A 26,316-nucleotide genomic window follows, 5' to 3' on the forward strand; every position below is an offset into this window, starting at 1 on the left:
AGTCTCACCTGTCACGCTAGTCCCGCAGGAGTCTCGCATCTTCCACTTCAATTAACTTTTCATTGAAGATTTTTCAAGCCAAAAAGGGGCTGCCTGAAGGTCAATTTTCGACTTTCTGGACAGCCCCTTCTCTATAAAATAAATGTACCCAATAGCTACTTGTTCGTACCGTGCTGCTTATTTGGCAGCTTGGTCCCTGGATTACCATTGCCTTGATGCTTTTTATTTTTTTCTGCTTTTTCCTGGTTTTCGTGCAATTTTTCTACAAAATCACTTGTGTTTTCCACTAATACACAGCCCCTCTCTTATTTTTCCTTTGTTACTTTATCCATTTGGAAGTAAAATTACTCATATTTCTTTCAATATATTTTCGACACTGAAAAAATTCCAACAAATATCAAGAATTTTTCAATTTCAAAACTGTTAATTTAATCACCACTTAACTGTGCAAATATAAGCTCATCTGTCTAATATGAAGGGTTAGTCCTGATCATTTCAAATTCGGCAATTTTAGATTTTGATGAATAATCCAACAAGCTTAGCAGAGATTATGAATAGAATTTCAAGCTGAGGTGAATGTTATTATGCCAATACTGGATGTTGGAGACGTTAAACTGTACTATGCTGTTCAAGGAGAAGGGATTCCCATTGTTTTTATTCATCCTCCCGTACTTACTTCCTTAAATTTTACATATCAGGCAGAGGGGCTATCTACAAAGTATAAGATTATTACTTTTGATATTAGAGGTCATGGAAGAAGCCAGTATTCAAAACGGCCGCTGACCTATCCACTCATTGCTGATGATATTATCAGCCTGTTGGATCATCTTGAAATTAAAAAAGCATTTATTTGCGGTTACTCGACGGGCGGCTCTATCGTTTTGGAGTATTTGCTAACTAATTCGAGCCGGGCGCTTGGGGGAATAATTATTGGAGGGATTTCTGAAGTAAAGGACAGACAGCTTAAGGATAAGATTTCTGCAGGAGTCAAGCTCGCGGAAATAGGTGCTGTCCCCGTTTTGGCTTTGTCCACTTCTTGGACCAATTCGATTACAAAAGAGCTGTTTATACAGATGTTTCAAGTTGGCCGGAGAGGATCTTCTCACAATATCAAGGAGTATTACAATTCTAGTTTGCACTATAATTGCACCAAGCAACTGGTAAACATTAATCTGCCCATTCTGTTGGTCTATGGTAAAAAAGATAAACCCTTTCACATTTATGCTAAGCTCCTTCATGAAAATTTGCCTTTTAATGAGCTAAAGTTCATTCCCAAAGTCAAACACCAGATCCCCACAAAAGCAGCGGATGAATTAAATGAAATGATTGTACAGTTTGTTGCTAACTATACAGAATGAATAAAACTATTCAAATAAAGCCTTATTGCCAGCCAAAAAAAAATGAGGAAAGAGTGATCTGCACTTTTTCCTCATTTTTTAGTTCGAGCTTTTTAGAAAACTTATCTTTGTGTTGGGAATAATCTCCGAACCATCTCGCTGAATTGTTCAAAGAAACCTTTGACAGGTTTTCCGGCCTGAACATCGTTCACGTACTTTTGAACACGATCCACAAAGTCAGGGTTAGTGGACACAAATACGTCTTTGATATCAGGGTCTGTGCTTTTTACTCTGTCTGCTATTTTTTTCTCGGTTTCCTTTGTCAGCTTGCCGTTTGTTCCATCTTCCAAAACAGCTGCCACATAGGCATTATTACCAGTAACGATGACGTTCGCCTGACGTACTTCCGGAAGCTGGACAACTTGATCAGCAGCCTCATCTGCAACATCCAGTCGGTTGTCTTGGTTATTATTGTCACCTGTATTTTCATCAGTACTGATATTCCTCATATTTCTGTTCTGATTATCCATTCCCTGCTTATTATCTCGGTTATTCATACAGGCTGTTAAAACAACTACCATGAACACGATCACCAAAAATTGAATAAGATTTCGTTTTTTATTCATATGTTCTCTCCTTTCTTTTATCGTTATCTTTTGGAATTCCCCCCGGATTATGCATCAAAGGAGAATTTCTCCGATTATTATTCATTGGTAATAATCGACTTAATTTATTTAGTTTGTTTTAGACAAAATAATATGGTTCAGCAATGGACAAAAATCTAAAATGGGATGATGTAGATGAAAACAAATATGAATACGATTTTACCAATTATCGCTTCGGTAGGAGTGGGTATTGCTGCGTATCAAATGCTGAGTGGCAATGGAGGAAAAATGAAAAACATGATGCCGCTTGCTTCAAATATGATGGGATTGGGAACTGATATGCAGGGACAGAATCAACAACAGTCCAATAATCAGTAATGCTTTATAAAGCGGAAAATTAGGAGGGGATAAATGATGAAGTCTAAACATGATACTCATGGTCGGATAAGAATTCTTGCCTCTGATCAGAAGCAAGAGGAACCAGAGAAAATAACCAGTAATGATACTTCAACTACTGGTTTAGTGAAAGATGGGACGATATCCAGTCTGAACGAAGATTAGTCGGATATAAATATAAACGGACGAAAAATCAGGTTTAAGACATTTTTTGCCTTTTCTGATTTCAAAATCTATATAGGACAGCAAATCAGTGTTTCAGCAAACACTGATTTGCTGTCCCTCTTTATAAACAAAACGATGAGGCATAATTCAAAAAAAAGAGCCACTTTTTATGGCTCGTGAGAAACATGGGCTCTTATGCCCCATTGCTCCATCGGCAATCAAAATCCGATGACCTTCTATTTTGCAAGTGCCTGGATCGTGCTTTGAGCTAATGCGAACTCGAAATCAGCAATCAGGTCTTCAGGGTCTTCAAGCCCTGCTGAAAAACGGAAAAGCGTATTGGTAATTCCTCTCTTCCTTCGTTCATGTTCTGGCATTGCAGCATGTGACATTTTTGCCGGATAAGACAATATGGACTCTACTGCTCCAAGGCTTACCGCTAATACCGGAATCTGAAGGTGCGAAGTGAACGGCCTTACCAGCTGTTCGCTTTCAAGCTCGAAGGAAAAGACAGCTCCAGGCCCTTCTGCTTGCCGGCGCTGCAATTGATAACCGGAATGCTCTTTCAGCCCCGGGTAATGTACCTTTTTAACAAGAGGATGATGATTTAGGTAATCAGCGAGTTTACCAGCTGCCTCTGAGGAATGGCGAAGCCGGACATACAACGTTTTCAAACCGCGCATGAGAAGCCAGGCATCCTGTACCCCTAACACGGCTCCGAAGGAATTCTGCAGAAAATAAAGGCGTTCTGCCAGCTCTCCATCCCTTACAACCGCAAGTCCTGCAACGACATCACTATGGCCGGCAAGAAACTTCGTAGCACTGTGAAGAACGATATCTGCACCAAGCTGCAAAGGCTGCTGAAGAGCCGGTGTTAAGAACGTATTATCCACAAACGTCAGTGCTCCTTGTTCTTTTGCAAGCTCGCTTACTGCCTGTATATCCGTTACTTTCAACAGTGGATTGGATGGTGTCTCGATGTAAAAAGCTTTTGTATTCGGACGAATGGCTCTCTCAACTGCATCCAGATCAGTCATGTCTACAAAAGTATGGGTAATCCCCAGTCTTGTGAGCACTTCCGTTACCATTCGGAAAGTACCGCCATAAACATCTTCTGAAATCACAACATGATCACCCTGAGAAAGGAGCAGAAAAGCTGTCGATATAGCGGCCATTCCTGAAGAGAAAGCGAATCCCCGGCAGCCTCCCTCCAAGAGAGCGATCTGCTCCTCCAACGCTTCTCTTGTCGGGTTGGCTGACCGGCTGTAGTCATATTTTCCGAAACTGTCGAGATCCTCCTGATGAAACGTTGAAGAAAGGTGCATCGGTACACTGACCGCACCAGTTGTCGGATCGGTCTTATGCTTATGATGCAGCAATTTGGTTTGAAAATTATAACAGGAATAGTCACTCATGGGGGATTGCCTCCTTCTGAACAATTTGAAGTGCTTGCGATAAGTCATCTATAAGGTCATTTTCATCTTCAATTCCAACAGACAGCCGAAGGAGCCGGTTGCACACCCCTCGCTTGATGCGAATGTCATCCGGAATATCGGCATGGGTCTGAGTGGCCGGATAGGTGACGAAGCTTTCGACACCGCCCAAGCTTTCCGCAAATGTGATCAGTGAAATTCCTTTTAGAAAGCAGGGAATCCATTCTTCGTTACGAAGCCGGAAGGAAATCATTCCACCTTTTCCTGGGTAAAGCACATCCGTAACAGCTTCATGTTCTTGGAGAAAACCGACGACCGCCTTTGCGTTTTCTTCATGCTTTTTCATCCTTAATGCCAAGGTTTTCATGCCTCTCATCAACAGCCAGGCGTCAAAAGGGCTTAAAACGGCACCCGTAGCATTATGATGATAGGACAATTCTTCACATAATTTCTCTCCTTTTGCAGCAACGAGTCCTGCGAGTACATCGTTGTGTCCCCCAAGATATTTTGTTGCACTATGGATGACGATATCTGCCCCAAGTTCAATCGGCTTTTGAAGCAAAGGCGTGTAGAATGTATTGTCTACAATCACGAGGAGATCATGTTCCTTTCCAATAGAAGCAATCGCCTGGATATCACAAGTTTCCATTAAAGGATTTGTCGGGGTCTCCAGAAAAATCGCTTTGGTATTCGCAGTAATCGCCTGTTTAATTTCAAGAGGATTCGCCGTGTCTGCGTATTTACAGGACAGCCCCCATTTTTTATAGCCTTCTTCCAATAACCGATAAGTACCGCCGTATAAATCGCTGGATACGATCCATTCATCCCCTGATTGAAAAAGGGAGAGGATGGTGGCGATCGCGGCCATTCCCGAACTGCAAGCAAAGCCTTGGTCCGCTCCCTCCAGGTCCGCGATCGCCTGTTCAAGCAGCTGGCGTGTCGGATTGCCGGTGCGTATGTAATCATACCCGCTTGATTCTCCTATCCCGGTATGGCGATAAGCGGTTGAAAAATAAACGGGCGGATTAACTGATCCTGTCCGGTCTTCACTTCGGTTGCCGATCTGAGCAAGCTTTGTTTCCGTTTTATACATGGAGATCCTCCTAATAAATAAAATAAAAAAAGCCTTCTAAGAAGAAGACTTTTGAGAAATATCAATTGTCGTTCTTCTTATCTTTCAAGTTCATTAACGAACTTGATGGATTTAGCACCTTTTCAGCCATCCGCGGCTGAAGGTTGCTGAGGTATCATCGGGCCATTCCCTCTACCTCTCTTGATAAGAAAACAAATCACGTATCAAATTGTAATTTATACTCTACAATAATATTCTGAATGTTTCAATAGGTATTTCAAAAAATATTGCTTTTTTAAAATTTCAATTAACCTTTATTACATTGGCGGCTGTATTGGTAAGGTACTCGAAAGTTAAAACTCGGGACGTACTTTAGTAAAAGGGCTAACTCTTCTGATAAACGATGAGATACTTTTTTCTTTTTTTGTTTTTCTCAATCAGCACCTACCTTTATTACATTTTCACCTGATGATTTTAGTCCTGTATTTAAAGAGGTTTTCAGAAAACACTGGTTCCATTTACCATATTCGCAGGTAAATAGTCGGTTTACGCACAGAAATTAAGCAATTAAAAGCTTTTAACCTAAATCTTCTAAGTAAAATTGAAACGTTTTTATCAGTTTGAAAAAATGTTAGGCATGGTAATATTTATTAAAAACTACTAATTAAGGGAGTCTGACAGTTGATAGTTGAGACAGATAAATACTATATGCCTGGTAAAAATCGTGTCATCTTGCTGCCTGCCGTTTGGAGAGAGGAATTTAATATAACAGAAAATGACATCCTCACTGTATGTAAAAAAGACGACTCAATCATCATTCAGGCCAATACCATAAACGAAGTAAAGGGAGCCAAATATATAAAGATTAATAAAAAAGGAGTGATAACCATTCCGAAATCTATAGATGAACAGCTGGATATTCGATTACATCAACTGTTCATTAATTCAAAATACTGTTCCTTTTTTATTGCACCTGTAAAATAGAAATGCCCTTCGTTTTGAATGAAGGCGAAGAAAATGAAACATGCTATCACCAAAGTCATAAATTTGGTGATGGCATGTTGGCTTCTTATCTGCTTTATATGGTGCTGCCTTGGTTGGCAGGTGTATTTCTTTTAAATAAGAAATGTAAACTCGTGTTATTGGTCACCCCCTTCACTTCGGTCCTTGCATTCATTATTGATGGCTGGGGAACCCATTATCATTACTGGAAAGCAGCTCCCTCGTCAATAAACCTGTTACGTTCCAATAAAAATGGAGATACGAAAGCTACCTTCCGTATCTCCATTTGCATTTTAATAGTTAATGAATCTGATCTATTCCGGCATTAACCTTGTGGAAACTCCAATGCGGTTCCATGCATTGATGGATACGATTTGCATGATGATTTCCGCTATTTGTTTTTCCTCAAAATGTTCAGCTACTTCCCTATATACTTCTGGAACATGGGAGTCAGCTACGAGTGTGATCGATTCAGTCAGCGCTAGCACTGCTCGTTCTTCAGGAGAAAAGAACGCAGGTTCAACATTGCCTCATAACCTCCTGGATTGACCTTTCCCATTAAAAATCTTGTTTCCATACTCAATTCCTCCTTAATTTGCAATCACTAATAAGACAATTAACTCCCTCTTTTTGTGACAAAAATTAAAGGGTAATTAAAATTTATTTATTCACCAAGCAGGGATTAGTGGAAATGGCGGTGCAAAACAATATTGCCAGTTTCGTGTGACTTGGTTCCGTCAACATTGGGATATTTAATCAAAAAACAAGGCCAGTCCCTTTCGGAGCTGGCCTTGTTTCACTTTTACTTAATCTCTTTTATTATCAAATAAGCTGTTTACTGTATCTGTTGCTTTTTCTTTGGCATCGCCATAACCTTCACGGATGTTTCCTTTTGCTTTGTCTTTGTTGCCTTCCGCTTCTGTTCTTTCATCTCCAGTGAGCTTGCCTAGCTCTCTTTTTGCTTCACCTTTGGCCTGATCCATTTTCCCTTTTGTTTGATCTTCATTCATTTTCAATTCCTCCTCCATTTTATATCCGTCTACATAGGGTGTTTACCCTCTATTAAGCCATTTTAATCTTGTTGAACCTAAGCCATATTTTCTGTTTTTAAATCATAAGATAGGGGAAAACTAAAAATTAATGTAAATTTGCTGAAGGAGTGTACATATGAAAAAAAGCTGGATATGGCCTGTAGTCATCATAGGTGTTATCGTTATTTGGTTTGTAGCAAGCTACAACGGTTTTGTCAACAAGGAAGAGGATGTTGATCAGTCCTACTCGCAGATTGAGACACAGCTGCAAAGACGTGTAGATTTGGTGCCTAACCTTGTAAATACCGTCAAAGGCTATGCTTCACATGAAAAAAAGGTCATAAAGGATATTTCCGATGCGCGTGCCCGCCTGGCCGGTGCACAATCAACTCAGGAAAAGGCACAAGCCAATGACCAATTAACCGGCGCTTTAAGCAGGCTTCTTGTTATTCAGGAGCGGTACCCGAACCTTAAAGCTGATAAACAGTTTACTCAACTTATGGATGAACTTGCAGGCACCGAAAACCGGATCGCCATAGCCAGAAGGGATTACAACCAGGAAGTGGCTTCCTATAATAAAAAAGTAAAACGATTTCCTGGAGCGTTAATTGCTGGGATAGGAGGATTTGATAAAAAAGAATACTTTAAGGCCAATGCCAACGCAAAAGAGCCCCCTAAAGTAGACTTTGGAGGAAACGGATAATGCTTTCCAAAAGATTCTCCCTCCTTTTGATGGTGTTTCTCTTTTTCACCATACTAACAGCCAGAGAACCGGTATCAGCAGCAAAGATACCTGCTCCAACGGGAGATATTTATGTTCAAGACTACGCGAACATCTTAAATCAACAGCAAGAAGCAGAGCTGCTGTCATTGGGAAGACAACTGGAAGATCAGACGACAGCACAGCTTGCTGTTCTGACCGTTAAGTCTATTGGAAGTGAACCCATTGAGAACTATGCGAATAAAGCCTATAGAACGTACGGGCTTGGCACGAAGAAAGCGGACAATGGCGTACTGCTCGTCGTTGCCATGTCACAGAAGAAAATCAGGATTGAAGTTGGATATGGTCTTGAGGGTGCTATTCCAGACGGAAAAGCTGGAAGGATTCTGGACGAAAATGCGATTCCCTATATGAAACAAGGGAAGCCTGACTCGGCTGTCACACAAACGTATCAGGCTCTTGCTAAAGAGATCAAACAAGAATACAAGGGACAGGATAACCCTCCTCCTAAAGAAAAGAAAAAAGATCCTTTCTCGTGGTTTTACATTCTTATCATCGTAGTGGTTATCTTTTTGGATGTAAAATTTTTTAATGGATTTCTGACTTACATGATCCTCTCCATGATATCCAGAGGCGGTGGCGGTGGACGGCGCGGTGGTGGTGGCGGGTCTTCCGGCGGTGGCGGGGCAGGAAGAGGCTGGTAAATTTATTTTTCTTCCAGCCACTTTTTCACGTGATCCTTTGGTTCCCAGCAGTTGAATTTATAGGAAGGCTGGGTTTCATATCCAAGCCTTGTACACTCATATTTCATCCCCTGCTCCGTTCTTGAAACCTTAAAATTGATGCAGGTGGCACAGCAATGAATATCTTTTTTCATGAACGTTCAACCCTTTTAACCCTTCTTTATGATTTATATCTTCATCATACAGCAAAAGCCCTGCCTCGCACTATAATTTGCGCAAGCCAGGGCTTTTTTCTATCTATTAACGAATGTAATTCGCGTCGATTGCTTTTGCATGAGCAGCGTCGAACAAGTCATTTACATTTTGCTGGTGCACATATTCTTTGTACGTCATTTCATTCTTGTTTAATGAAATGGTAATCGTAGCAAAGAAAAGGTTTAGTGTAAACATACAGGTTCCTCCTTTCCTTCCTGGTTATCCTTTCAGGTCGTATCTTTCTCCGTTATGATCCAATTGAGAAACGCCAGGTATCTTTTTACCATCATATTTATCCCTCCATTAATTTTTATTGTCAAACTTTACTAAAAGGTTAGGACCGTATTCACGACTTTATCGCGGCTGGCTTCGAACCTCTCATTCACCTCTTGCTGATGTACAACTTCTTGATGCGTTCTGATTTTTCGTTTGAAAGAAACAGTAATTGTGCCAAAAAATAATTGTAGTGTAAACATAGTAAATCCTCCTTTAATTTTAAAATCAACAGGTCATATCCTTCTCCAAAGAGAACCAAGTCAACAAAGCAATACTAATCATCATTTTTCTCTCCTCCCTCAAGTTGATATTTATAAAAAAAGGCCGCAGTACAAGATCCCCTGCGGCCAACCCAAAAATGGGCACAAAAAAGCCACAGGCATCGTTCAGCCTGCGGCGCTTTTTTATCCAAATGAATTGTTAAAAAAGACTACTGTCCAACGGCCGAACATCGATTTGATTTATTCAGTTGCTTCAGAGTTGAAATTGTTTTACATTGCATCATGGTGTTCGACCTCCTTCAATAAATTCTGATTTTTCTTACATGGTAATTATAACCACATCATGGTAACTTGTAAACCTCTTTTACCAAACAATTTATTTATATGCATCCTCCTTATGAAAGATACCCGTTGTTTTGCGGAATTTCATAGAAAGAAAAACATTCCATACTTACCATCACAAATTTCATTTTTTGTATAAAACACAAGCATTATGTGTACTTTTTCACAAACATTTGTTTTATAATGGATATGCCTAATAATTTGTATTTCGTAAGATAGGGGGAACGATTATGATAAGCCCTAAGACTATATTGGCCTCTACCCGGCCATTTTCATTGACGGCTTCTATCATACCTGTGCTTTTCGGTACCATTCTCGCCATGAAATGGACGGAGATCAACTGGGGTATCTTTTTATTAACACTCGCAGGCGCTATATTCATGCAGTGCGGGACCAACTTGGTGAACGACTACTTTGATTATAAAAAAGGTGCTGACCAGCCTGGCTCGCTCAGCCCGTCCGGAGTGATTGACCGTAAGGAAATGACACCTGTGCAAGTCCATATTACAGGACTCATCTTCTTTGCTTTAGGAAGTATTATCGGATTAATTTTGGCCAGTCTGACAGGCAGCTTTATTTTATATATCGGAATTCCTTCTCTCCTGATTGGGTACTTTTATACAGCTACCCGCTATGCGCTAGCCTACAATGGCTTTGGGGAATTTGCTTCAGGAACGACACTTGGAGTTTTGGCTGTTATTGGCTCCTACTACGTCCAGACGCTAACGGTTCACTGGGAAACGGTACTTATTTCACTTCCAAATGCATTCTTGATCATGGCCATATTGCACGCCAATAACCTGAGGGACATCGATACGGATAAATTGATCAATAAGATTACGATTGCAGGATTAATCGGCAAAAAAGGAGCTCGAATCGAGTATTATATTTTAATGCTTGGTACGTATATTATCCTGTTGCTGCTCGTAATTGCTTCACTGCTTCCTGCATGGAGTTTGATCGCCATCGTTTCTTTGCCGATTGCATTAAAAGCAGTAGGAATAGCAGCCCGCACCTGGGAGCCTAAAGAACTGAACAAAGCACTCGGACTCACAGCAATGCTTCATTTAGGCTTTGGTCTTCTGCTATGCATCGGTACATTCATCGGTATTTCAATATAAGACTTATAAGCTTTAGTGCCTTGTTCTGGCGCTAAATCCAGATAAAAAAATCCGGCAGCCCATCATGGCTGCCGGATTTTTTTATTTATTGTATCTCTTGTAAACGTTTCTTTAATCTCTTCGCTTGATAATACATAAGAGCAGTAAAACCAAGCCCTGTCATGGAAGTTGCTCCGCAGACAATCGCATCTGCTGTATCTTTCCCTGCAAAAGGAATCACAGTTCCTAAATAAAGAAACGAGCTTAATGATAAAAGGATAATCCCGTAGTGCTGATAATCCTGAATTTTAACTTTAATATCTTGAATAACTTTTGAATCCATTACTTAATCAGCCTCCTAACCTCTTATTTTACAATAACATATATCAGGTGGCTGCCGACTACGTAATATTTGACAAATATATGAAAAAACTCCCGGTTCTATCTGCCGGGAGTTTTTTCTCTTATTGAAGCGCCTGCTTCAAATCTTCAATTAAGTCATCTGCATCTTCAATTCCGACTGAGATGCGGATTAATCCATCAGTGATTCCGAGTTCTGCTCTGCGGTCAGAAGGAATGGACGCATGCGTCATCTGAGCAGGAACAGAAATCAGGCTTTCTACTGCACCAAGGCTTTCTGCTAAGGTAAAGTAATGTACCTTTTTCAAGACTTGGGCAGCTTTCTCGCCACTACCTACATCGAATGATACCATCCCGCCAAAACCACCTGCCTGCGCTTTTGCGATGCTATGCTGAGGATGGCTTTCAAGTCCAGGGTAATAAATTTTTTCAACGCTTGGATGATTGGACAGAAACTCTACAATTTTCTTCGTATTGGCCTCGTGGGCTTCCATACGAAGACCGAGCGTCTTAATACCTCTGATAAGGAGCCAAGAGTCCTGCGGCCCTAAGATGCCGCCTGTAGAATTCTGAACAAAGTGAAGATCCTCAGCCAGCTTATCATCGTTTACAACGACGATACCTGCCACGACATCACTATGCCCTCCAATATATTTAGTAGCGGAATGAAGAACAATATCAGCTCCTAATGTAATTGGTGTTTGCCAATACGGAGTGCTGAACGTATTGTCTACGATAAATAACAGGTTGTTTTCTTTCGCCAATTGGGAAGCTGCTTTTAAATCGGTTACTTTTAACAATGGGTTTGTCGGTGTTTCAACATATAGTGCTTTTGTATTCGGTTTGATCGCTTCTTTTACTGCATTTAAATCGGTTGTATCAACAAAAGTGGCTTCAATACCAATTCGGTTGAGGACTTTAGATACAACGCGGTATGTCCCGCCATATACATCATCCGTCAGGATCACATGGTCACCTGAACTGAACAGCATCATAACAGCTGTAATGGCTGCCATACCAGAACCGAAAGCGAAACCTCTTTTTCCTTCTTCAAGGTCTTTAACAAGCTCTTCTAGTGCAAAACGGGTCGGATTTCCTGTTCGGGAATATTCATATCCTTTATGAACACCCACTTCTTCTTGTTTGTAGGTGCTTACTTGGTAAATCGGAAACGACACGGCACCTGTAGCTGGATCACCCGGAATTCCGCCGTGTATCAATTTTGTTTTCCTTTTCATGTTAAATGCCTCCTTCGTATATCTTTTTGCTTAAATATCGGTCACTTCCATCGGGGAAGATTGTTACGATTGACGAACCTGCAGGAGCTGTTTCTGCTTCCAGCAATGCAGCATGAAGAGCAGCACCTGAAGAACTGGCAGCAAGAATGCCTTCTTTTTGTGCCAATTCTTTCACCCTGTTAAATGCGTCAACATCGCTAACTGTATGGATCGCTTGAAAATAAGAAGAATCCATGTAGCCTGGCAAGAATTCCATACCGATTCCTTCTGTTTTATGAGGTCCTGACTGGCCGCCGTTCAAAATCGACCCTTCTGGCTCTACAATGACCGTTTTAATTTCCGATTTCTTTTCTTTTAGGAACTGTGCGGTACCCATGAATGTACCGCCAGTGCCGGCTCCTGCAACAAAGATGTCAACCTCGCCGTTTAAGTCCTGCCAAATTTCTGGTCCAAGTGTTTTATAGTACGTAGCAGGATTGGCCGGATTGGAAAACTGAGCTGGAGTAAAGGAGTTAGGAATCTCAGTAAGAAGCTGTTCAGTCTTCTTTATCGCTCCCTTTATACCTTCCTCTGTTGGCGTATTAATAATGGTTGCGCCTAGAGCTCTCATGATGTCCTGCTTTTCCATACTGAACTTTTCAGGGATAACAAACGTAACGTTAATACCTCTGTTAATAGCTGCCAATGCCAGACCAATTCCTGTATTGCCGGCTGTCGGTTCAATGATGGTACCGCCCTCCACCAGTTTTCCTGTACGGAACGCTTCATCCAGTAATTCTTTCCCCAGCCGGTCTTTCACGCTTCCTCCAGGATTGAAATATTCAAGTTTGGCAAATAGCCGCACCCCATTTGGCAACGGGAACTGAGTCAGTTGGACCATCGGTGTATTACCGATTAACTCATGTATATTTTTATAAACCGTCATCACACAAACTCCTCTTATTCAGCAAACACCTTGTTCCACTCATCTTTTTTCGCTAACATTTTTTCTGCAATCTCTTTTGCGCCTTCCAAGCTGTGATTGGCAGCCCATCCGCATTGAACTTCGTTGCAGGCAGGTACTTCCTCCGCTTTTAGAACATCATGCAATGTTTTTTCTAGGACCTCAAGGATTTCATCATAGTTGTCATGGTTAATGACTGAAAGATAGAATCCGGTTTGGCAGCCCATTGGACTGATATCCACCACTGAATCATGATGGTTACGGATATTTTCTGCCATTAAATGTTCGATTGAATGAAGCCCCGCCATATCCATATGATCTTTGTTCGGCTGGCAAAAGCGAATATCATATTTATGGATAACATCTCCATTTTTACCTTGGGTTGTACCAGCAAGACGTACATAAGGTGCTGCAACTTTAGTATGATCAAGATTGAAGCTTTCTACATTCATTTTTTTAACCATTATGTTTCAACTCCTCTATCATTAATAAAATCAATTCTGCCGAGTGCTTGGAGGCAGTATCTAAAAATTGGTCATAAGATACGCGGGCATCTTTACCGGCTATATCTGAAAGAGATCGGATAATGACAAACGGCACCTTGAACTGATAGGCAACCTGAGCAATCGCCGCCGCTTCCATTTCTGCTGCATACAATCCCGCAAGCTTTGTCCGGATAAATTCCACTCGTTCATGATCGCTCATGAACGAGTCACCTGAAGCGATCAGACCTTTTGCTACTTGTATTCCGCTTACCTTCTCCGCACTTTTTACAGCGATGGAAACAAGATCGGCATCCGGTACATAGTAGGCCGGCATCTGTGGAACCTGCCCATATTCATAGCCAAAGATGGTTGCATCCACATCATGATGGCGAACTTCCGTTGAGATGACGACATCTCCAACATTCAGGTCTTTGTGAAACCCTCCAGCCGATCCTGTATTGATAAGGCAGTCTGGTTGAAACATCTCAATCATCAACGTTGTACCAATAGCGGCATTTACTTTACCGATACCCGATTTTAGGAGAATGATATCAAGTCCATCAATCTTCCCAGTATAAAATTCACAGCCGGCGAGCGTTTTGTCCTGCCTGTGTGATAGTTTATCCCGAAGAATGATGACCTCTTCTTCCATAGCACCGATTATTCCAATTTTCATAGCGACAACTCCAATATATTCTGTTAAATTTTTTTCGTTTTAACAGCTTCCATCAGCCAGACGTAGGTATTTAATTTTTCAAAAGAAACTTCAAAACCATGTTTCTGAAAAATTTCATTCAGCACTTCAAGCGTCGTATAATATTCCGTCTGAAGATCCTGCAGCAGGTTTAAATAACCTTGTTCTTTTACGATGCGGTACCTTTCCTGCCGGTCCGCCTCATTAATGAAAGCTGTATCCGCAAATACAATTTTACCATTTTCCTTTAAAATCTGGCTATATAATTGGATAGCAGAGTCTTTTTCTTTATCTGTAAGGTGATGGAAAGCATAGGTGCTTACGATAGCATCAATCTCTCCAGGAAGTTCTGGAAATGCCAAAAAGTCTCCATCAAAAAGCTGCAGGTCTGTAAAACGGGCTTTTGTCTTTTCCCGCATGCCTTTTGAAGGTTCAATACCATAAACCGTTCTCCCGGCATCCAGCAGTTTTTCGGTCAGGTTTCCAGTACCCACTCCAAATTCTGCGACAGTTCCTGTCGTCCTTGAGGCAACCGCTTCAAGAATTTCTCCATATCGTTCAAATACTTCCTTATATTCTTCATCTTGGCCTGACACTGATTGATCGTATGATTCTGCCCACTCATCAAATAACGAAATAAATTCTCTGCCCATTTATCCCACTCCGTCTATTTAAAATATATAATTCCTATCACTATACTATGAATTAAAACTTTACAGGTTCCAAGATATCACAGAAATCAGGAATAATCAATCAAACGGCACTCTCATTTTTGGACGAAAAAGCCGTCTGAACAAATGTTCAGACGGCTTATGCTTTTATTAATTTTTTGTAACGCTTGTGGGTTTCCAGCCTTTGCCATCTTCCCATTGAAGCTGAACTTCATATCGGCTTCCATCTTCCTTTGAAAGGACACGTCCTACCGATTTGTCCGGTGCCCCTCCATTACCCAGCCACAATAATGTCATTTGATCCTCGGGTATTCCTGTTGCATAGGATAAAGCCTTTGTTTGTTCGTTCCAGTCCGGAGTTCCTTTATCGTACGATTTGGTGTGTGTTCCTGATTGTGAAGTTCCCACAGGATCCCATGGACCATCTGGGCCTCCCCCTTCAGGTTTATCGGTCTCTTTTTTAGCTGCATCATCTTTATTTTTATCTTCGCTGTCATCTTTCTGCGAAGAAGAATTCTGATCCGTACCAGAGGAATCTTTGTTCTTATCTTCATCTACGACGATCGAGTCGTCTTTCTTTTTTGTATCGGTTTTAGAGGAAGAGGAATGGTTTTTCTTATCCTGATTACCGTGAGCAGGAGAAGAAGACGTCGGGCTGCTGCCTCCGTTCATGAATATGTTAGCTCCAACAATTATAATCAAGAGGATAACTACTCCGATTGCAATGTTTAATGTTCGATTTTGTTTTCGCTTTTCAAAGCGAGAACGGTATTGTTTTCTGCTCATACAAACCTCCTAAAAAAGTTTTGCTATATCAATTTTACCACGATAAACGAATTCGACAAGTTTGAGATTTTGAGTATGTAGCAGAACTTATTATTTTTCTTTATCGTTATTGTAAATCTTTTTCACAATATCGGCATAAGCCGAAATAACAGTCGTACGTGCACCTGTATAATCTAAATCAATAACAACGAGCGCATATTTTGGATGGTCGGCAGGAAAATAACCGGCAAACCATTTATTTGAAGTATTAGCTTTCCCTTTCTCTGCCGTTCCGGACTTGCCCGCCACTGCATATGGCAGACCCTGTAACGCCCTCCCTGTTCCTTTTGGATCGGTTACCACGCCGCTAAGAAGCATCTGAAGCTTTTGCGCAGTATAAGGCTGTATTTTTGCTTTTTTCTTATGGTCTTGAAAAGTAAGTAAGGTATTCCCGTTTTTATACAGGATTTTTGTCGCACCTTTCACTTCCTCCACTTTTCCTCCACGAGCGATGCCAGCTATCATATTTGCAACGGATAAAGGTGTAACCTGGACATCTTTTTGGCCGATTGCCGTTTGAGAGATGGCTAATGGCTGATTTTTGTCGTAGCGGTCAGCCCAGATCGTTGCATGCTCTTCTTCCGGAAACTGTTTGAAGTCTTGATAATGATAAACTTGCCCGTTCCAGCCTGATCTGCCGGTCAAGCCAAGCTTCTTGGCATAGTCATCCAACATGCTATGATCTTTTTTCATCATATCATTAGCCAACAGGCCGAATGTCCGATTGCAGCTTTGTGAGAAACTGCTGTTAAAGTCCAAATTTCCTAGTGGATGCTTGGCCTTCTTCCCATCGATCCCGAGGTCACAGTCAAACGTCCTCTCTTTTTGAAGATCTTTATGCTCAATGGCAGCGGCCGCAGTCACGATTTTAAAAACAGAACCCGGAGCATGCCGAGTCAGCATCTGGTTTTTGCTTAAGCCTGTTTTGTATGGCCGGCTTACCATACCAAGCAGTTCATTGCTCGAAACGTCCAGCAGTACAGCTCCGCCATTTTTTATACCGCTTACGTCAACAGCACGCTCAAGAATGGCCTGCAGCTTGCTGTCTACCGTGGTTTTCACACTAACTGGATAAAAGGGATTGGATGGAGCAAGGTATTTAACGTCCAGACCGAAAAGGGGAGACCCTGACCGGTCAACATGATAGATCAGCTTCGTCTCTCCTTCAGAGATCAAAAACGGATCAAACGCCTGCTGAAATCCCGTTTTTCCAATTTTTGTATTAACACTGATCATCCCTTTATCAAGTTTATCTTTATAATTTTTCTTGATCACTTCCGGGGCTTGTCCCGTTACGCCGAGCAAGGAACTGGCAAACTCCGAGTGCTTATTTCTTGCAATATAATGAGCATAAACTCCTGGAAGCTTTAATTTATTGATTCTTTCCATTGTCTGGGTCGTAATATCATCTTTCTCATCAGCGATAACGAAGGGTTCTTCGTGCCCTTCAACCGCTCTCCGAATTACAGAAGGACTTTTTCCCAGCACATCCGCCACTTTATCGATGGCCTTCGCTTCACCCTGCAAAAAAGGGAATAAAATAACAGCTGGCTTTAATTCCGCGGAGATCATCTCGCCATTTCGGTCAAGCAGCAGCCCTCTTCCTTCATTGATTGTAAAGGAATGTGTGCGTTGTCTTACACTCTCGTCAATTAGATTGACCTTATGTTTTGAAAAGGATTCTGTAGATACTAGCTGTATCTGAATCAGGCGCCCGGCAAGGAGAAACAAACCCAAAATAAATAGCGAGCCGGAAATCACTATGCGTTTATGAATGCTTTTCATAAAGACCACCTCATTTTCATTGTGGTCTCTCCCGGCTCTAAATAAACTTGCTGCCTGCCTAAAACAAAAAACAGCGTCATCTAAGACGCTGTTTTCCTTATTTTACTTCTAAAATTCGTACACTTATTTCTCCGCCTGGAGTTTGTACTGAAACCTGCTCTCCGACTTTCTTGCCTAAAAGGCTTTTTGCCATCGGAGAATCATTTGAGATTTTCCCTTCAAACGGATCGGCTTCCGCGCTTCCGACAATCATGTAAGTTTCTTCGTCACCATCTGGAAGCTCAAGAAACTTTACAGATTTTCCGATGGATACGCTGTCTCCTGCCGCTTTATTTTCTTCAATGATCACGGCATCGCGTACCATTTTCTCCAATTGAACGATTCTGGCTTCAACAAAAGCCTGTTCGTCTTTTGCAGCATCATACTCCGAGTTTTCGGAAAGATCACCGAAGCTGCGAGCGATTTTTATACGTTCTACTACTTCTTTTCTTTTTTCAGTCTTTAAATGTTCTAATTCGTTCTCTAATTTTTGCTTGCCTTCAAGCGTCATATAATGTTTTTTCTCTTCTGACATTCTGAATTCACTCCTTCAATTAATCAGTACCCTTGATAACTATATATGTCGTCAAACAGATCTGATATGTATATCGGATTTCTTACACCTTACTAAAAAATAAAGCGCTTGCCAAATTTATTGGTGGCAATAAACCGAACCATGCGGAAAAAATGAGGACTCAGCCTCATTTTTTTAGGATTGCTTTTTCTTCAAGGATAGTTTGAATTTTGGTGACCATCAAATCGATTGCTACCCGGTTTTGTCCGCCTTCCGGGATAATGATATCCGCATACCGTTTTGTAGGTTCAATGAACTGGTTATGCATCGGACGGACTACTGATGTATACTGATCGATCACTGATTCGAGCGTACGTCCTCTGTCACGAGTGTCCCTGACCATACGCCGGATAATCCGGACATCGGCATCCGTGTCGACAAATAGTTTGATATCCATTAGGTCCCTTAGACGCTCATCTTCCAAAATTAAAATACCTTCAAGAATGATTACATCTTTCGGTTCGACTGGGATAATTTTATCACTTCTTGTATGTGCTGTATAGTCATAAACCGGCTTTTCTATGGATTTATATTCCAAAAGTTCGTTTATTTGACGAATAAGCAATTCATTGTCAAAAGCCAGAGGATGATCATAATTTGTTTTGAGACGCTCGTCCATCGTTTTGTCGGATTGATCTCTGTAATATGAATCCTGCTCTATAATCAGAATCGACTGATCGGCAAACTGGCGGTAGATTTCCTTGGCAACTGTAGTTTTTCCAGAGCCTGAACCCCCGGCTACCCCTATGACAATCGGTTTTTGTACCATGTTCTTTCTCCTTCCAATCTCTCTAACGCTGCTCTTTATCCTTTTTCATGCTGATGGCTAAACCGTCGCCGACAGGCAGAATGGCAGTTGTATACTCTTCGTGGTTCATGAGAAACTCATTGTAAGAACGAATCTTTCTGACTAAGGATGCCAGCCGTCTCGTTCCAACCTCGCTGTCATCGGCAACATAGCCTTTAAACAGAATATTATCTGAGATCATGATGCCTTTCGGCCGAAGTTGCCTTCCATAGTTCTCAAAAAAACGCTGGTATTGTCCTTTTGCGGCATCTATAAATACAACATCGAAGGGTGCATGTTTTTCTGCCTCTGCTGCTAATTCATTGGCGTCACCCAGCAATACAGTTATTCTGTCCGTAAATCCTAATTCCTTAATATTGGCCACAGCCAGCTCGTATCGTTCCGGATCTTTCTCAATGGTAACGATCGAAGCATCCGGTACAGCTTCTGCCATACGAATCGAGGAATACCCTATGGCTGTCCCTACCTCCAAGATTTTTTTCGGCTGGATAATTCGGAGGTGCTGAAGCAAGGCTTCAATGCCGACGAGCTCCATGATCGGAACACTATGCTCTTTTGCATACTCCTCAATTTCCACTATTCTCGGATCTCGATCAGGTATTAATTCTTCGATATAGTCCTGTACTTCTTTTGTGATCAAGGCGATGCCTCCTTACTTAACCCGGAACATTATATCATAAAAGCATAATGTTATGTTTTCTTTTTAGCTTTTCCTTGCGTGCGCCTGCCATTCATCCCGGTATTTTTGAACGACCTTTGTATGTTCCTTGTATGTTTTTGTATAAATCACTTGACCGTTTGGGCGGGCATAGAAAAAGTAATATCCCGACGGTTCTGGCTTCAGTGCAGCTTTAATCGATTCTTCTCCTGGAGATGCCACCGGGCCAATGGGCAGCCCTGGATATTTATACGTATTATAAGGTGAGTCATACTTTAGTTCTTTGTAGAGAACTTGTACTTTAAAGTTTTTACGTGCATATTTAACGGTTGGGTCGGAATCAAGCGTCATTTTCTTTTTTAACCGGTTGTAAAAAACACCTGATATTTTAGGCCGATCTTCTGGCCTTTGAGCTTCCTCTTCAATCATTGATGCTAAAGTCAGAACTTCATAAGGCTTTTTCTTACTTTTATTAATTTCAGCCTGGTATTTATCCATGACCCTTTGCGTTTTTTCCACCATTTTCTTTATAACCGCTTTTACATCAGGTTTTTTCTCATCAAACTCATATTTTGCAGGGAACAAATACCCTTCAAGAGGATAATAGACCTTTTTGTCATAAACTTTATTATCAATAATAGGAAACTGTGCCTGCAGCTCTTTCACAAATGTTCTGTTGTTCATAATCTTCATTACTTGTTCTTTGCTTTGGCCGGTGTTTTTCGCCACTACTTCGGCTACTTGCGGAATGATAAAACCTTCAGGTATGGTGAAGGAGGTTTCAGGATGGCGAAATACTTTACCGTTCTTTAAAGCGGCGATCAGCTGATCGACATTCATTGAAGGCTTAAGGTCATAGACGCCAGCCTGCAAATTTCCAGACTCTTTAGATTTGGCATACACCTGAAAGACCATGCTGCTGGTGATCAGCCCTTTGTCTTCTAAAATTTTTCCGATAGTGGAAACTGAAGAACCAATCGGTATATCTACCGTAATCTTTTTATCGTTATGTTTGTTTACAGGTCCAAGCGCATCTTTTATGTATGTATATCCATATACAGCAGCTGTGGCAATGATCACAAAGATCAGAAATAGAACGACTGCTGTATTTCTTTTTCGGTTTTTCCCGCCGGAATCAAGAGGGCCTCCCGAAACCGTATTTAATATTAACACCCTTTTTCTCTCCCTTCATCTGCTTAATTATACTGATAAGTAAAAATCATGTCTAGCTTCCATAATTAAGAAAAGCGCAAGCGTCTCTGTTAAAGTACGATATAGAATAAGTTCATCATTAATCGATGCCGGACTTATGCCCTGCGGATACTAGCGCTGCAGCCAGACACAACTCCCAGATAAAGGGATTTGAAGTGATAAGACCTTTAGTATGCTCCAATGTCATAAAAAAAAGCAGCTAAAGTTAGACTTTAGCTGCCAATCGATTATTCTTCTTCATCTTGAAAAGCGTTTAGTGTTTCTTCGATCATTTGCCATTCTTCATCTGTTTCAAGAGGGAAAAGCTCGATATCGTCTTCCCCTTCACCCTTGTCTACAAAACGGAAAGGAAAAACTTCCTGCTCTTCGCTCTCCTCATCTTCTTGATCGTCACCAGCTGGTACGAGCAGAATGTAAGAATGGCCTGTCGGAGTGGTGCTTCCGTCAATCGTCATTAGTACTTCAAACAGGTTCTCTTCTCCATCTTCTCCTGGAATGATAATGTGCTCTTTTTCTTCATTTGCCATTTGAATCACCTCAATTTTTTAATTGGCGGCTGTCTAAATAACCTTGCAGAATCAAAACCGCTGCCATCTTATCAATCACTTGTTTCCTCTTCTTGCGGCTGACATCTGCTGAAATCAGCATTTTTTCTGCAGCCATCGTCGTTAACCGCTCGTCCCATAACACGACGGGAAGTTCAAACCGCTTTTCAGCCTCTCGGGCAAATTCCTGGCATGCTTCACCGCTCGGACCAATGGATCCGTTCATGTTTTTGGGTAAGCCTACTACAATTTCTTCAACTTCGTACTGTTTGACCCACTCGCCAATACGTTCAAAGACTTCGTCGGGCTGATGCGGTTTTCTCCTGACCGTCTCAATTCCCTGAGCAGTCCAGCCCATGGCATCGCTGACGGCCACTCCAACCGTGTGGGAACCCACATCAAGTCCTAGAATTCTGGTCATTAGAGAGAATCCTTTTCCTTCGTATCAAGATAGGATTTAACCAGTTCTTCAATAAGTTCATCCCGTTCAATTTTACGAATCATCGTTCTGGCATCCTTATGGCGCGGAATATAGGCTGGGTCTCCTGATAACAGATACCCGACAATTTGATTAATCGGGTTATAGCCTTTTTCCTGCAGTGCTTCATAAACGGAGAATAGCACTTTTTGTACATTTGGATCCATTGAATCGTCATGAAAATTAAACTTCATTGTTTTATCCATAGAACTCACGGCCAACACCTCTTTCTCTAACTTCTCCCTTTTGACTGAATGTATTTTACCTTTATACAGTCATTGTACCCTTAATGCTGTGATTAGCAAACAGATTTAACTGCTTCAACCACCGATTCCAATGCAGATTCCAATTTTTCGGGATCTTTTCCTCCAGCTTGGGCCATGTCAGGACGGCCTCCGCCGCCTCCGCCGCAGCGTGAAGCTACTTCTTTTACAAGATTGCCGGCATGGTAGCCTTTTGAAATCAAATCTTTTGTAACTCCGGCTACAATGTTTACTTTATCATTATTTACTGCTCCGAGTACTACAATTCCGCTCGAAAGTTTATTTTTTAAATCATCAACAATGGACCGCAGGCCATTCATATCTGCAGCATTTACTTTTTTAACAATCAGAGAAACACCATTGACCTCTACTTTTTCGTTGATTAAGCTTCCTGCTTCCAAGTTGCCTAATTTAGAAGACAAAGCTTCCTTCTCACGCAGAAGTTCGCGAACTTGGCTTTGAAGTGTTTCGATGCGGTGCGGCACTTCTTTTGTATTGGTTTTCAGTATAGCAGCAGCGTCACGAAGAACCTGAACCTGTTCCTTCATCGCCTGGTATGCTTCTTGTCCTGTTACAGCTTCAATCCTTCTTGTTCCAGCACCGATTCCTGTCTCAGAAAGGATCTTAAACAATCCGATCTCAGATGTATTATGAACGTGGCATCCACCGCAAAGCTCAAGGCTGTAATCCCCAATCTGAACGACACGGACCACTTTTCCGTACTTTTCACCGAATAAAGCCATTGCACCCATAGATTTTGCTTCATCGATTGGTTTCAGCATCTTATCCACTGCAATCGTCTTCCAGATTTTCTGATTGACGATTTCCTCGATGCGCTCCAGTTCCTCAGGAGAAATACTTCCGAAGTGAGAGAAGTCAAATCTAAGTCTTCCTGGGGCGACGAGAGAACCAGCCTGATTAACATGGGTTCCCAGAACATCTTTCAGCGCCTGATGCAGAAGGTGGGTAGCCGTATGATTTTTTACAATGGCAGCACGCTTTTCAGCATCTACTTGTGCCACGACTTCAATCCCTTTGCGCAAGCTTCCTTTCACTACCGTTACAGTATGAAGGTTCTGACCGTTCGGCGCCTTCTGTACATCCTTCACGTACAGTTCTACACCTTCTCCAATAATAGTTCCCTGATCGGCTACCTGACCGCCGCTTTCAGCGTAAAACGGAGTGAGATCCAAGATGACCTGCCCCTCTTCTCCTTCGCCTAGCAGGTCTACCCGCTCACCGTTTTGAAGAGTCTCCAGCACTTTTGAAGTACTTCTTTCTTCATCATAACCGACAAATTCACTGTTGGTTTTGATATCGCTGAGTACGCCTCCCTGCACTTGCATGGAATCTACATCCTGGCGCGCAGAACGAGCACGTTCACGCTGTGCTTCCATCTCTTTTTCAAATCCGGCACGGTCGACTTCCATATTGTGTTCAGCAGCGTACTCTTCGGTCAGTTCAAAAGGAAAACCGAAAGTATCATAAAGTTTAAACGCATCTTTTCCTGCAATCGTGCTGCTGCCTGATGCTTTTTCTTTTTGGATGACATCCTCAAGAATCGCCAATCCTTCATTGATGGTTTCATGGAAACGTTCCTCTTCGTTCTTGATGACGCGCTGAATAAAAGGAACTTTCTCTTTCACTTCAGGATAAAAATCAACCATTATGTCAGCAACAGTCGGTACAAGTTCAAACATGAACGGACGATCTAAGCCTATCTGTTTAGCGAAGCGTGTCGCTCTTCTGATCAGGCGGCGAAGAATATAACCGCGTCCTTCATTTGAAGGCAGAGCATTATCTGAAACCGCAAAAGCGACCGTTCGAATATGGTCAGCAATTACCTTAAACGCCGTATCCGTTTCCTTGCTTACTCCATACTTGCTGCCTGAAAGCTGTTCAGTCAGCCGAATCACAGGGATGAAGAGATCTGTGTCATAGTTGGTCGGAACGTTCTGGATGACGGAAACCATGCGCTCAAGGCCCATTCCTGTATCAATATTCTTCTTTGGAAGTGGAGTATACGTTCCATCAGGATTATGGTTGAACTCAGAAAAAACAAGGTTCCATACTTCAAGATAACGGTCATTTTCTCCACCCGGGTAAAGTTCCGGATCTTCTGGGTCATTACCGTACTTTTCTCCTCGGTCATAGAAGATCTCTGTGTTTGGCCCACTCGGCCCTTCTCCGATATCCCAGAAGTTTCCTTCCAGACGGATGATTCGTTCTGCAGGCACCCCTACTGTCTTGTTCCAGATATCGAATGCTTCATCATCTTCCGGATGAATGGTTACAGAAAGCATTTCAGGATCAAAACCAATCCATTTTGGATCTGTTAGAAACTCCCAAGCCCAAATGATGGCTTCTTCTTTAAAATAGTCCCCAATAGAAAAGTTCCCAAGCATCTCAAAGAATGTGTGGTGTCTTGCTGTGATTCCTACATTTTCAATATCATTTGTACGGATTGATTTCTGCGCATTCACGATTCTTGGATTTTCAGGGATAACCCTGCCGTCAAAGTATTTTTTCAGCGTTGCTACTCCACTATTAATCCATAGCAAAGACGGATCTTCGTGGGGGACGAGTGATGCACTTGGCTCGACACTGTGGCCCTTCTCCTGGAAAAAATCCAGAAACATTTGTCTTACTTGAGCAGACGTTAAAGTTTTCATCTTTCCTATCTCCTTTCTGGTGTAAAAACGACAGGCAAATAAAAAAAAACTCCCGTTCCTGATCTGCATCAGGGACGAGAGTTGTTATTCACGCGGTACCACCCTGGTTATGAACCCGCTTTAAATGGGGATCATCACCTTAAATAAACGTTAACGGGGTTTAACCGGCAGGTATTAACTGCACTCGGGAGTAGCTTTCCGTTCCTCTTACTTTTAGAAACCTTTCAGCCGTGGGTTTCCTCTCTATAAAAGGGTAGAAACGTACTTATCTCCATCATCGTTTTGCTTTATCTTGCAGTAAGTATAATTCCTTCTAGGGCATTTTGTCAATCTTTGCCGTAAGTCTGTGATCACGGATGTGAACAACGATCACTTTAAGTATAGAAAACACAGGAACAGCTAGGATCAAGCCAAGAATTCCACCAATTTCTCCGCCTGCAAGGAGGGCGAGGATAATCAGAGCTGGATGGATATGAAGGCTTTTGCCAACGATTAGAGGCCCTAAAATATTTCCTTCTATAAATTGAAGCACAAGCATAATTCCTGCAACAATCAGCACCATTTTTACAGAGATCGTGAATGCGATGAATATAACCGGAACAGCACCAAGAATTGGTCCAAAATAAGGGATAACATCGGTTATGGCAATAATAATCCCAAGAATAATCGGATAAGGCATGCCTGCCAGCCAGAGAGCGAGCACAGCAGCTGCACCGAGAAGACTCCCGACAAACAGCTGCCCGCGTATATAGCCGCCAAGAGACCGGTCAATATCTTTCAATAAGTGAATGCCTTCTTTCCGCCATTTTTTCGGGGTTATATACCAGCATGCTCGTTTAATTGCATCAATATCCTTTAAAAAATAAAAGACAAGGAACGGAATGATAATCAAGACAAAAAAATAATCGACAATTTTTTTTATGGATCCGATCACATTGGCCGCACTTTTTTCCAAGTATTGTTCAGCTGATTGGATATAATCTTCAATGCGGAGATGGATGGAACGAGGCAGCCGGGAGGTATGGTGGTCCACTTCCAGCAGCCAGTTACGGTACGTTTTTGATATGGCAGGTATATTTGAGACGAGTTCCCGTATCTGAAGCACCATGTATGGGATGCCTTTGTATACTCCGTAGCCGATACCGCCAAAAAACAAAACGTAGATAAACAGAATCGCCAGCGTCCGCGGAACGCCCCAATGATGCAGTTTTTCTACGAGGGGATGAAGCAAGTAGGTGATGAACACCGCAATAAAAAAAGGGATAAACACCGCTTTGACCGTTGTCAGCACAGGTGTCCAGAAAGGGGCAAGTTTAAGCAGCAGCCAGCCGCATAGAAACAAAAGTACCAACAGAGACAGGCGGATGATCCACTTCATATACTTTTCTCGATGTATAGTAATCACCTCCATTTATATTGTTGCCCCA

The 26,316-nt window shown here is 41.8% G+C and carries 32 protein-coding genes, 1 pseudogene, 1 riboswitch and 1 other annotated feature; of the genes and pseudogenes, 7 read left to right on the plus strand and 26 right to left on the minus strand.

Annotation, left to right across the window (positions count from 1 at the left end; all coding sequences use genetic code 11):
- Positions 1 to 155 precede the first annotated feature (155 nt).
- Complete coding sequence (locus M1K46_RS11920) at positions 156 to 287, minus strand: DUF4023 domain-containing protein (RefSeq protein WP_256226157.1); 132 nt, start codon at positions 285 to 287, stop codon at positions 156 to 158.
- Positions 288 to 584: 297 nt separating this feature from the next.
- On the opposite strand from M1K46_RS11920, the gene M1K46_RS11925 reads away from it, so the two are divergent.
- Positions 585 to 1,358 carry an alpha/beta fold hydrolase gene (locus M1K46_RS11925; protein WP_256226158.1) on the plus strand — a complete coding sequence of 258 codons (774 nt, stop codon included), beginning with the start codon at positions 585 to 587 and terminating at the stop codon, positions 1,356 to 1,358.
- Positions 1,359 to 1,459: 101 nt separating this feature from the next.
- On the opposite strand, the gene M1K46_RS11930 is transcribed toward M1K46_RS11925, so the two are convergent.
- Positions 1,460 to 1,963: a YhcN/YlaJ family sporulation lipoprotein gene (locus M1K46_RS11930; RefSeq protein WP_256226160.1), complete on the minus strand. Its 504-nt coding sequence runs from the start codon at positions 1,961 to 1,963 to the stop codon at positions 1,460 to 1,462.
- A gap of 174 nt (positions 1,964 to 2,137) precedes the next feature.
- Between M1K46_RS11930 and M1K46_RS11935 the strand changes: the two genes are divergently transcribed.
- Both M1K46_RS11935 and M1K46_RS11940 read left to right on the plus strand, forming a co-directional pair.
- Positions 2,138 to 2,320: a hypothetical protein gene (locus tag M1K46_RS11935; protein WP_091004325.1), complete on the plus strand. Its 183-nt coding sequence runs from the start codon at positions 2,138 to 2,140 to the stop codon at positions 2,318 to 2,320.
- Between the two features lie 33 nt (positions 2,321 to 2,353).
- A complete protein-coding gene (locus M1K46_RS11940) occupies positions 2,354 to 2,503 on the plus strand; it encodes a hypothetical protein (RefSeq protein ID WP_256226161.1) in 150 nt (49 codons plus the stop codon).
- 236 nt (positions 2,504 to 2,739) lie between these two features.
- Here M1K46_RS11940 and metC read toward each other — a convergent pair whose 3' ends face one another.
- A complete protein-coding gene (gene metC / locus M1K46_RS11945) occupies positions 2,740 to 3,918 on the minus strand; it encodes a cystathionine beta-lyase (RefSeq protein WP_256226163.1) in 1,179 nt (392 codons plus the stop codon).
- Positions 3,911 to 5,029, minus strand: coding sequence for a methionine biosynthesis PLP-dependent protein (locus tag M1K46_RS11950; RefSeq protein WP_256226164.1), 1,119 nt, complete (start codon positions 5,027 to 5,029; stop codon positions 3,911 to 3,913). Before M1K46_RS11950 ends, metC begins: the two co-directional genes overlap by 8 nt.
- A gap of 74 nt (positions 5,030 to 5,103) precedes the next feature.
- Positions 5,104 to 5,219, minus strand: a riboswitch (SAM riboswitch).
- Between the two features lie 470 nt (positions 5,220 to 5,689).
- Here M1K46_RS11950 and M1K46_RS11955 point away from each other — a divergent pair.
- Positions 5,690 to 5,992, plus strand: coding sequence for a hypothetical protein (locus tag M1K46_RS11955; protein ID WP_256226165.1), 303 nt, complete (start codon positions 5,690 to 5,692; stop codon positions 5,990 to 5,992).
- A gap of 332 nt (positions 5,993 to 6,324) precedes the next feature.
- Here M1K46_RS11955 and M1K46_RS11960 read toward each other — a convergent pair.
- Positions 6,325 to 6,531: pseudogene (locus tag M1K46_RS11960) on the minus strand (carboxymuconolactone decarboxylase family protein); the annotation flags it as partial.
- A 285-nt stretch (positions 6,532 to 6,816) separates the two neighbouring features.
- Positions 6,817 to 7,020: a CsbD family protein gene (locus M1K46_RS11965; protein WP_062234282.1), complete on the minus strand. Its 204-nt coding sequence runs from the start codon at positions 7,018 to 7,020 to the stop codon at positions 6,817 to 6,819.
- Between the two features lie 157 nt (positions 7,021 to 7,177).
- Between M1K46_RS11965 and M1K46_RS11970 the strand changes: the two genes are divergently transcribed.
- Positions 7,178 to 7,744: a LemA family protein gene (locus M1K46_RS11970; protein WP_256226169.1), complete on the plus strand. Its 567-nt coding sequence runs from the start codon at positions 7,178 to 7,180 to the stop codon at positions 7,742 to 7,744.
- Positions 7,744 to 8,466: a TPM domain-containing protein gene (locus tag M1K46_RS11975; RefSeq protein ID WP_091004303.1), complete on the plus strand. Its 723-nt coding sequence runs from the start codon at positions 7,744 to 7,746 to the stop codon at positions 8,464 to 8,466. Before M1K46_RS11970 ends, M1K46_RS11975 begins: the two co-directional genes overlap by 1 nt.
- A 2-nt stretch (positions 8,467 to 8,468) precedes the next feature.
- Here M1K46_RS11975 and M1K46_RS11980 read toward each other — a convergent pair whose 3' ends face one another.
- From M1K46_RS11980 to M1K46_RS11990, 3 genes are all read right to left on the minus strand, one after another.
- Positions 8,469 to 8,639, minus strand: a complete 171-nt coding sequence (locus M1K46_RS11980) for a hypothetical protein (RefSeq protein ID WP_197275507.1) — start codon at positions 8,637 to 8,639, stop codon at positions 8,469 to 8,471.
- Between the two features lie 106 nt (positions 8,640 to 8,745).
- Entirely contained in the window at positions 8,746 to 8,895 is a 150-nt protein-coding gene (locus M1K46_RS11985; protein WP_082316189.1) for a YrzI family small protein, read from the minus strand.
- Between the two features lie 131 nt (positions 8,896 to 9,026).
- Positions 9,027 to 9,176 (minus strand): hypothetical protein, encoded by a 150-nt coding sequence (locus tag M1K46_RS11990; protein ID WP_175501805.1) that lies wholly within the window; start codon positions 9,174 to 9,176, stop codon positions 9,027 to 9,029.
- A 593-nt stretch (positions 9,177 to 9,769) separates the two neighbouring features.
- On the opposite strand from M1K46_RS11990, the gene menA reads away from it, so the two are divergent.
- Positions 9,770 to 10,660, plus strand: a complete 891-nt coding sequence (gene menA / locus M1K46_RS11995; RefSeq protein ID WP_062234273.1) for a 1,4-dihydroxy-2-naphthoate octaprenyltransferase — start codon at positions 9,770 to 9,772, stop codon at positions 10,658 to 10,660.
- An 85-nt stretch (positions 10,661 to 10,745) separates the two neighbouring features.
- Here menA and M1K46_RS12000 read toward each other — a convergent pair whose 3' ends face one another.
- From M1K46_RS12000 to M1K46_RS12080, 17 genes are all read right to left on the minus strand, one after another.
- Positions 10,746 to 10,982, minus strand: coding sequence for a YrhC family protein (locus M1K46_RS12000; RefSeq protein ID WP_053357755.1), 237 nt, complete (start codon positions 10,980 to 10,982; stop codon positions 10,746 to 10,748).
- A gap of 121 nt (positions 10,983 to 11,103) precedes the next feature.
- On the minus strand, positions 11,104 to 12,237 hold the full coding sequence (locus M1K46_RS12005; protein ID WP_062234270.1) for a bifunctional cystathionine gamma-lyase/homocysteine desulfhydrase: 1,134 nt from the start codon (positions 12,235 to 12,237) through the stop codon (positions 11,104 to 11,106).
- Between the two features lies 1 nt (position 12,238).
- Complete coding sequence (locus tag M1K46_RS12010) at positions 12,239 to 13,162, minus strand: PLP-dependent cysteine synthase family protein (protein WP_053357753.1); 924 nt, start codon at positions 13,160 to 13,162, stop codon at positions 12,239 to 12,241.
- A gap of 14 nt (positions 13,163 to 13,176) precedes the next feature.
- Entirely contained in the window at positions 13,177 to 13,644 is a 468-nt protein-coding gene (locus M1K46_RS12015) for an S-ribosylhomocysteine lyase (RefSeq protein ID WP_053357752.1), read from the minus strand.
- The gene (mtnN, locus tag M1K46_RS12020) at positions 13,637 to 14,341 is read right to left on the minus strand and encodes a 5'-methylthioadenosine/S-adenosylhomocysteine nucleosidase (RefSeq protein WP_256226170.1); all 705 of its coding nucleotides are present in this window, start codon (positions 14,339 to 14,341) and stop codon (positions 13,637 to 13,639) included. The genes M1K46_RS12015 and mtnN overlap by 8 nt, the downstream gene beginning before the upstream one ends.
- Positions 14,342 to 14,364: 23 nt before the next feature.
- A complete protein-coding gene (locus tag M1K46_RS12025; protein WP_062234261.1) occupies positions 14,365 to 15,012 on the minus strand; it encodes a class I SAM-dependent DNA methyltransferase in 648 nt (215 codons plus the stop codon).
- A gap of 168 nt (positions 15,013 to 15,180) precedes the next feature.
- Positions 15,181 to 15,816, minus strand: coding sequence for a YrrS family protein (locus M1K46_RS12030; RefSeq protein WP_091004289.1), 636 nt, complete (start codon positions 15,814 to 15,816; stop codon positions 15,181 to 15,183).
- A 90-nt stretch (positions 15,817 to 15,906) separates the two neighbouring features.
- Positions 15,907 to 17,640 carry a peptidoglycan D,D-transpeptidase FtsI family protein gene (locus M1K46_RS12035; protein ID WP_256226171.1) on the minus strand — a complete coding sequence of 578 codons (1,734 nt, stop codon included), beginning with the start codon at positions 17,638 to 17,640 and terminating at the stop codon, positions 15,907 to 15,909.
- 97 nt (positions 17,641 to 17,737) lie between these two features.
- Entirely contained in the window at positions 17,738 to 18,214 is a 477-nt protein-coding gene (gene greA / locus M1K46_RS12040; RefSeq protein WP_053357747.1) for a transcription elongation factor GreA, read from the minus strand.
- A gap of 166 nt (positions 18,215 to 18,380) precedes the next feature.
- Positions 18,381 to 19,022 (minus strand): uridine kinase, encoded by a 642-nt coding sequence (gene udk, locus M1K46_RS12045; RefSeq protein ID WP_091004282.1) that lies wholly within the window; start codon positions 19,020 to 19,022, stop codon positions 18,381 to 18,383.
- Between the two features lie 22 nt (positions 19,023 to 19,044).
- Entirely contained in the window at positions 19,045 to 19,701 is a 657-nt protein-coding gene (locus M1K46_RS12050; protein WP_256226172.1) for an O-methyltransferase, read from the minus strand.
- A gap of 63 nt (positions 19,702 to 19,764) precedes the next feature.
- Positions 19,765 to 20,892 (minus strand): endolytic transglycosylase MltG, encoded by a 1,128-nt coding sequence (gene mltG / locus M1K46_RS12055; protein WP_256226173.1) that lies wholly within the window; start codon positions 20,890 to 20,892, stop codon positions 19,765 to 19,767.
- A 266-nt stretch (positions 20,893 to 21,158) separates the two neighbouring features.
- Entirely contained in the window at positions 21,159 to 21,458 is a 300-nt protein-coding gene (locus M1K46_RS12060; protein WP_053357743.1) for a DUF1292 domain-containing protein, read from the minus strand.
- Between the two features lie 10 nt (positions 21,459 to 21,468).
- Positions 21,469 to 21,897 carry a Holliday junction resolvase RuvX gene (gene ruvX, locus M1K46_RS12065; RefSeq protein WP_091004271.1) on the minus strand — a complete coding sequence of 143 codons (429 nt, stop codon included), beginning with the start codon at positions 21,895 to 21,897 and terminating at the stop codon, positions 21,469 to 21,471.
- Entirely contained in the window at positions 21,897 to 22,169 is a 273-nt protein-coding gene (locus M1K46_RS12070; protein WP_053357741.1) for an IreB family regulatory phosphoprotein, read from the minus strand. Before M1K46_RS12070 ends, ruvX begins: the two co-directional genes overlap by 1 nt.
- Positions 22,170 to 22,252: 83 nt before the next feature.
- On the minus strand, positions 22,253 to 24,889 hold the full coding sequence (alaS, locus tag M1K46_RS12075) for an alanine--tRNA ligase (protein ID WP_091004269.1): 2,637 nt from the start codon (positions 24,887 to 24,889) through the stop codon (positions 22,253 to 22,255).
- 67 nt (positions 24,890 to 24,956) lie between these two features.
- Positions 24,957 to 25,176 (minus strand) — a binding site (T-box leader).
- A 26-nt stretch (positions 25,177 to 25,202) separates the two neighbouring features.
- Complete coding sequence (locus tag M1K46_RS12080) at positions 25,203 to 26,300, minus strand: AI-2E family transporter (protein WP_256226174.1); 1,098 nt, start codon at positions 26,298 to 26,300, stop codon at positions 25,203 to 25,205.
- Positions 26,301 to 26,316 lie beyond the last annotated feature (16 nt).

It is taken from the genome of Fictibacillus sp. WQ 8-8 (assembly GCF_024494405.1).
Classification (GTDB): domain Bacteria; phylum Bacillota; class Bacilli; order Bacillales; family Fictibacillaceae; genus Fictibacillus_C; species Fictibacillus_C marinisediminis.

What these genes read in the sequence shown, in the direction of transcription:
- M1K46_RS11925 (WP_256226158.1), top strand. Translation starts at nt 585, where the DNA reads ATGCCAATACTGGATGTTGGAGACGTTAAACTGTACTATGCTGTTCAA.
- M1K46_RS11930 (WP_256226160.1), bottom strand. Translation starts at nt 1,963, where the DNA reads ATGAATAAAAAACGAAATCTTATTCAATTTTTGGTGATCGTGTTCATG.
- M1K46_RS11935 (WP_091004325.1), top strand. Translation starts at nt 2,138, where the DNA reads ATGAAAACAAATATGAATACGATTTTACCAATTATCGCTTCGGTAGGA.
- M1K46_RS11940 (WP_256226161.1), top strand. Translation starts at nt 2,354, where the DNA reads ATGATGAAGTCTAAACATGATACTCATGGTCGGATAAGAATTCTTGCC.
- metC (WP_256226163.1), bottom strand. Translation starts at nt 3,918, where the DNA reads ATGAGTGACTATTCCTGTTATAATTTTCAAACCAAATTGCTGCATCAT.
- M1K46_RS11950 (WP_256226164.1), bottom strand. Translation starts at nt 5,029, where the DNA reads ATGTATAAAACGGAAACAAAGCTTGCTCAGATCGGCAACCGAAGTGAA.
- M1K46_RS11965 (WP_062234282.1), bottom strand. Translation starts at nt 7,020, where the DNA reads ATGAATGAAGATCAAACAAAAGGGAAAATGGATCAGGCCAAAGGTGAA.
- M1K46_RS11970 (WP_256226169.1), top strand. Translation starts at nt 7,178, where the DNA reads ATGAAAAAAAGCTGGATATGGCCTGTAGTCATCATAGGTGTTATCGTT.
- M1K46_RS11975 (WP_091004303.1), top strand. Translation starts at nt 7,744, where the DNA reads ATGCTTTCCAAAAGATTCTCCCTCCTTTTGATGGTGTTTCTCTTTTTC.
- M1K46_RS11980 (WP_197275507.1), bottom strand. Translation starts at nt 8,639, where the DNA reads ATGAAAAAAGATATTCATTGCTGTGCCACCTGCATCAATTTTAAGGTT.
- M1K46_RS11985 (WP_082316189.1), bottom strand. Translation starts at nt 8,895, where the DNA reads ATGTTTACACTAAACCTTTTCTTTGCTACGATTACCATTTCATTAAAC.
- M1K46_RS11990 (WP_175501805.1), bottom strand. Translation starts at nt 9,176, where the DNA reads ATGTTTACACTACAATTATTTTTTGGCACAATTACTGTTTCTTTCAAA.
- menA (WP_062234273.1), top strand. Translation starts at nt 9,770, where the DNA reads ATGATAAGCCCTAAGACTATATTGGCCTCTACCCGGCCATTTTCATTG.
- M1K46_RS12000 (WP_053357755.1), bottom strand. Translation starts at nt 10,982, where the DNA reads ATGGATTCAAAAGTTATTCAAGATATTAAAGTTAAAATTCAGGATTAT.
- M1K46_RS12005 (WP_062234270.1), bottom strand. Translation starts at nt 12,237, where the DNA reads ATGAAAAGGAAAACAAAATTGATACACGGCGGAATTCCGGGTGATCCA.
- M1K46_RS12010 (WP_053357753.1), bottom strand. Translation starts at nt 13,162, where the DNA reads ATGACGGTTTATAAAAATATACATGAGTTAATCGGTAATACACCGATG.
- M1K46_RS12015 (WP_053357752.1), bottom strand. Translation starts at nt 13,644, where the DNA reads ATGGTTAAAAAAATGAATGTAGAAAGCTTCAATCTTGATCATACTAAA.
- mtnN (WP_256226170.1), bottom strand. Translation starts at nt 14,341, where the DNA reads ATGAAAATTGGAATAATCGGTGCTATGGAAGAAGAGGTCATCATTCTT.
- M1K46_RS12025 (WP_062234261.1), bottom strand. Translation starts at nt 15,012, where the DNA reads ATGGGCAGAGAATTTATTTCGTTATTTGATGAGTGGGCAGAATCATAC.
- M1K46_RS12030 (WP_091004289.1), bottom strand. Translation starts at nt 15,816, where the DNA reads ATGAGCAGAAAACAATACCGTTCTCGCTTTGAAAAGCGAAAACAAAAT.
- M1K46_RS12035 (WP_256226171.1), bottom strand. Translation starts at nt 17,640, where the DNA reads ATGAAAAGCATTCATAAACGCATAGTGATTTCCGGCTCGCTATTTATT.
- greA (WP_053357747.1), bottom strand. Translation starts at nt 18,214, where the DNA reads ATGTCAGAAGAGAAAAAACATTATATGACGCTTGAAGGCAAGCAAAAA.
- udk (WP_091004282.1), bottom strand. Translation starts at nt 19,022, where the DNA reads ATGGTACAAAAACCGATTGTCATAGGGGTAGCCGGGGGTTCAGGCTCT.
- M1K46_RS12060 (WP_053357743.1), bottom strand. Translation starts at nt 21,458, where the DNA reads ATGGCAAATGAAGAAAAAGAGCACATTATCATTCCAGGAGAAGATGGA.
- ruvX (WP_091004271.1), bottom strand. Translation starts at nt 21,897, where the DNA reads ATGACCAGAATTCTAGGACTTGATGTGGGTTCCCACACGGTTGGAGTG.
- alaS (WP_091004269.1), bottom strand. Translation starts at nt 24,889, where the DNA reads ATGAAAACTTTAACGTCTGCTCAAGTAAGACAAATGTTTCTGGATTTT.
- M1K46_RS12080 (WP_256226174.1), bottom strand. Translation starts at nt 26,300, where the DNA reads ATGGAGGTGATTACTATACATCGAGAAAAGTATATGAAGTGGATCATC.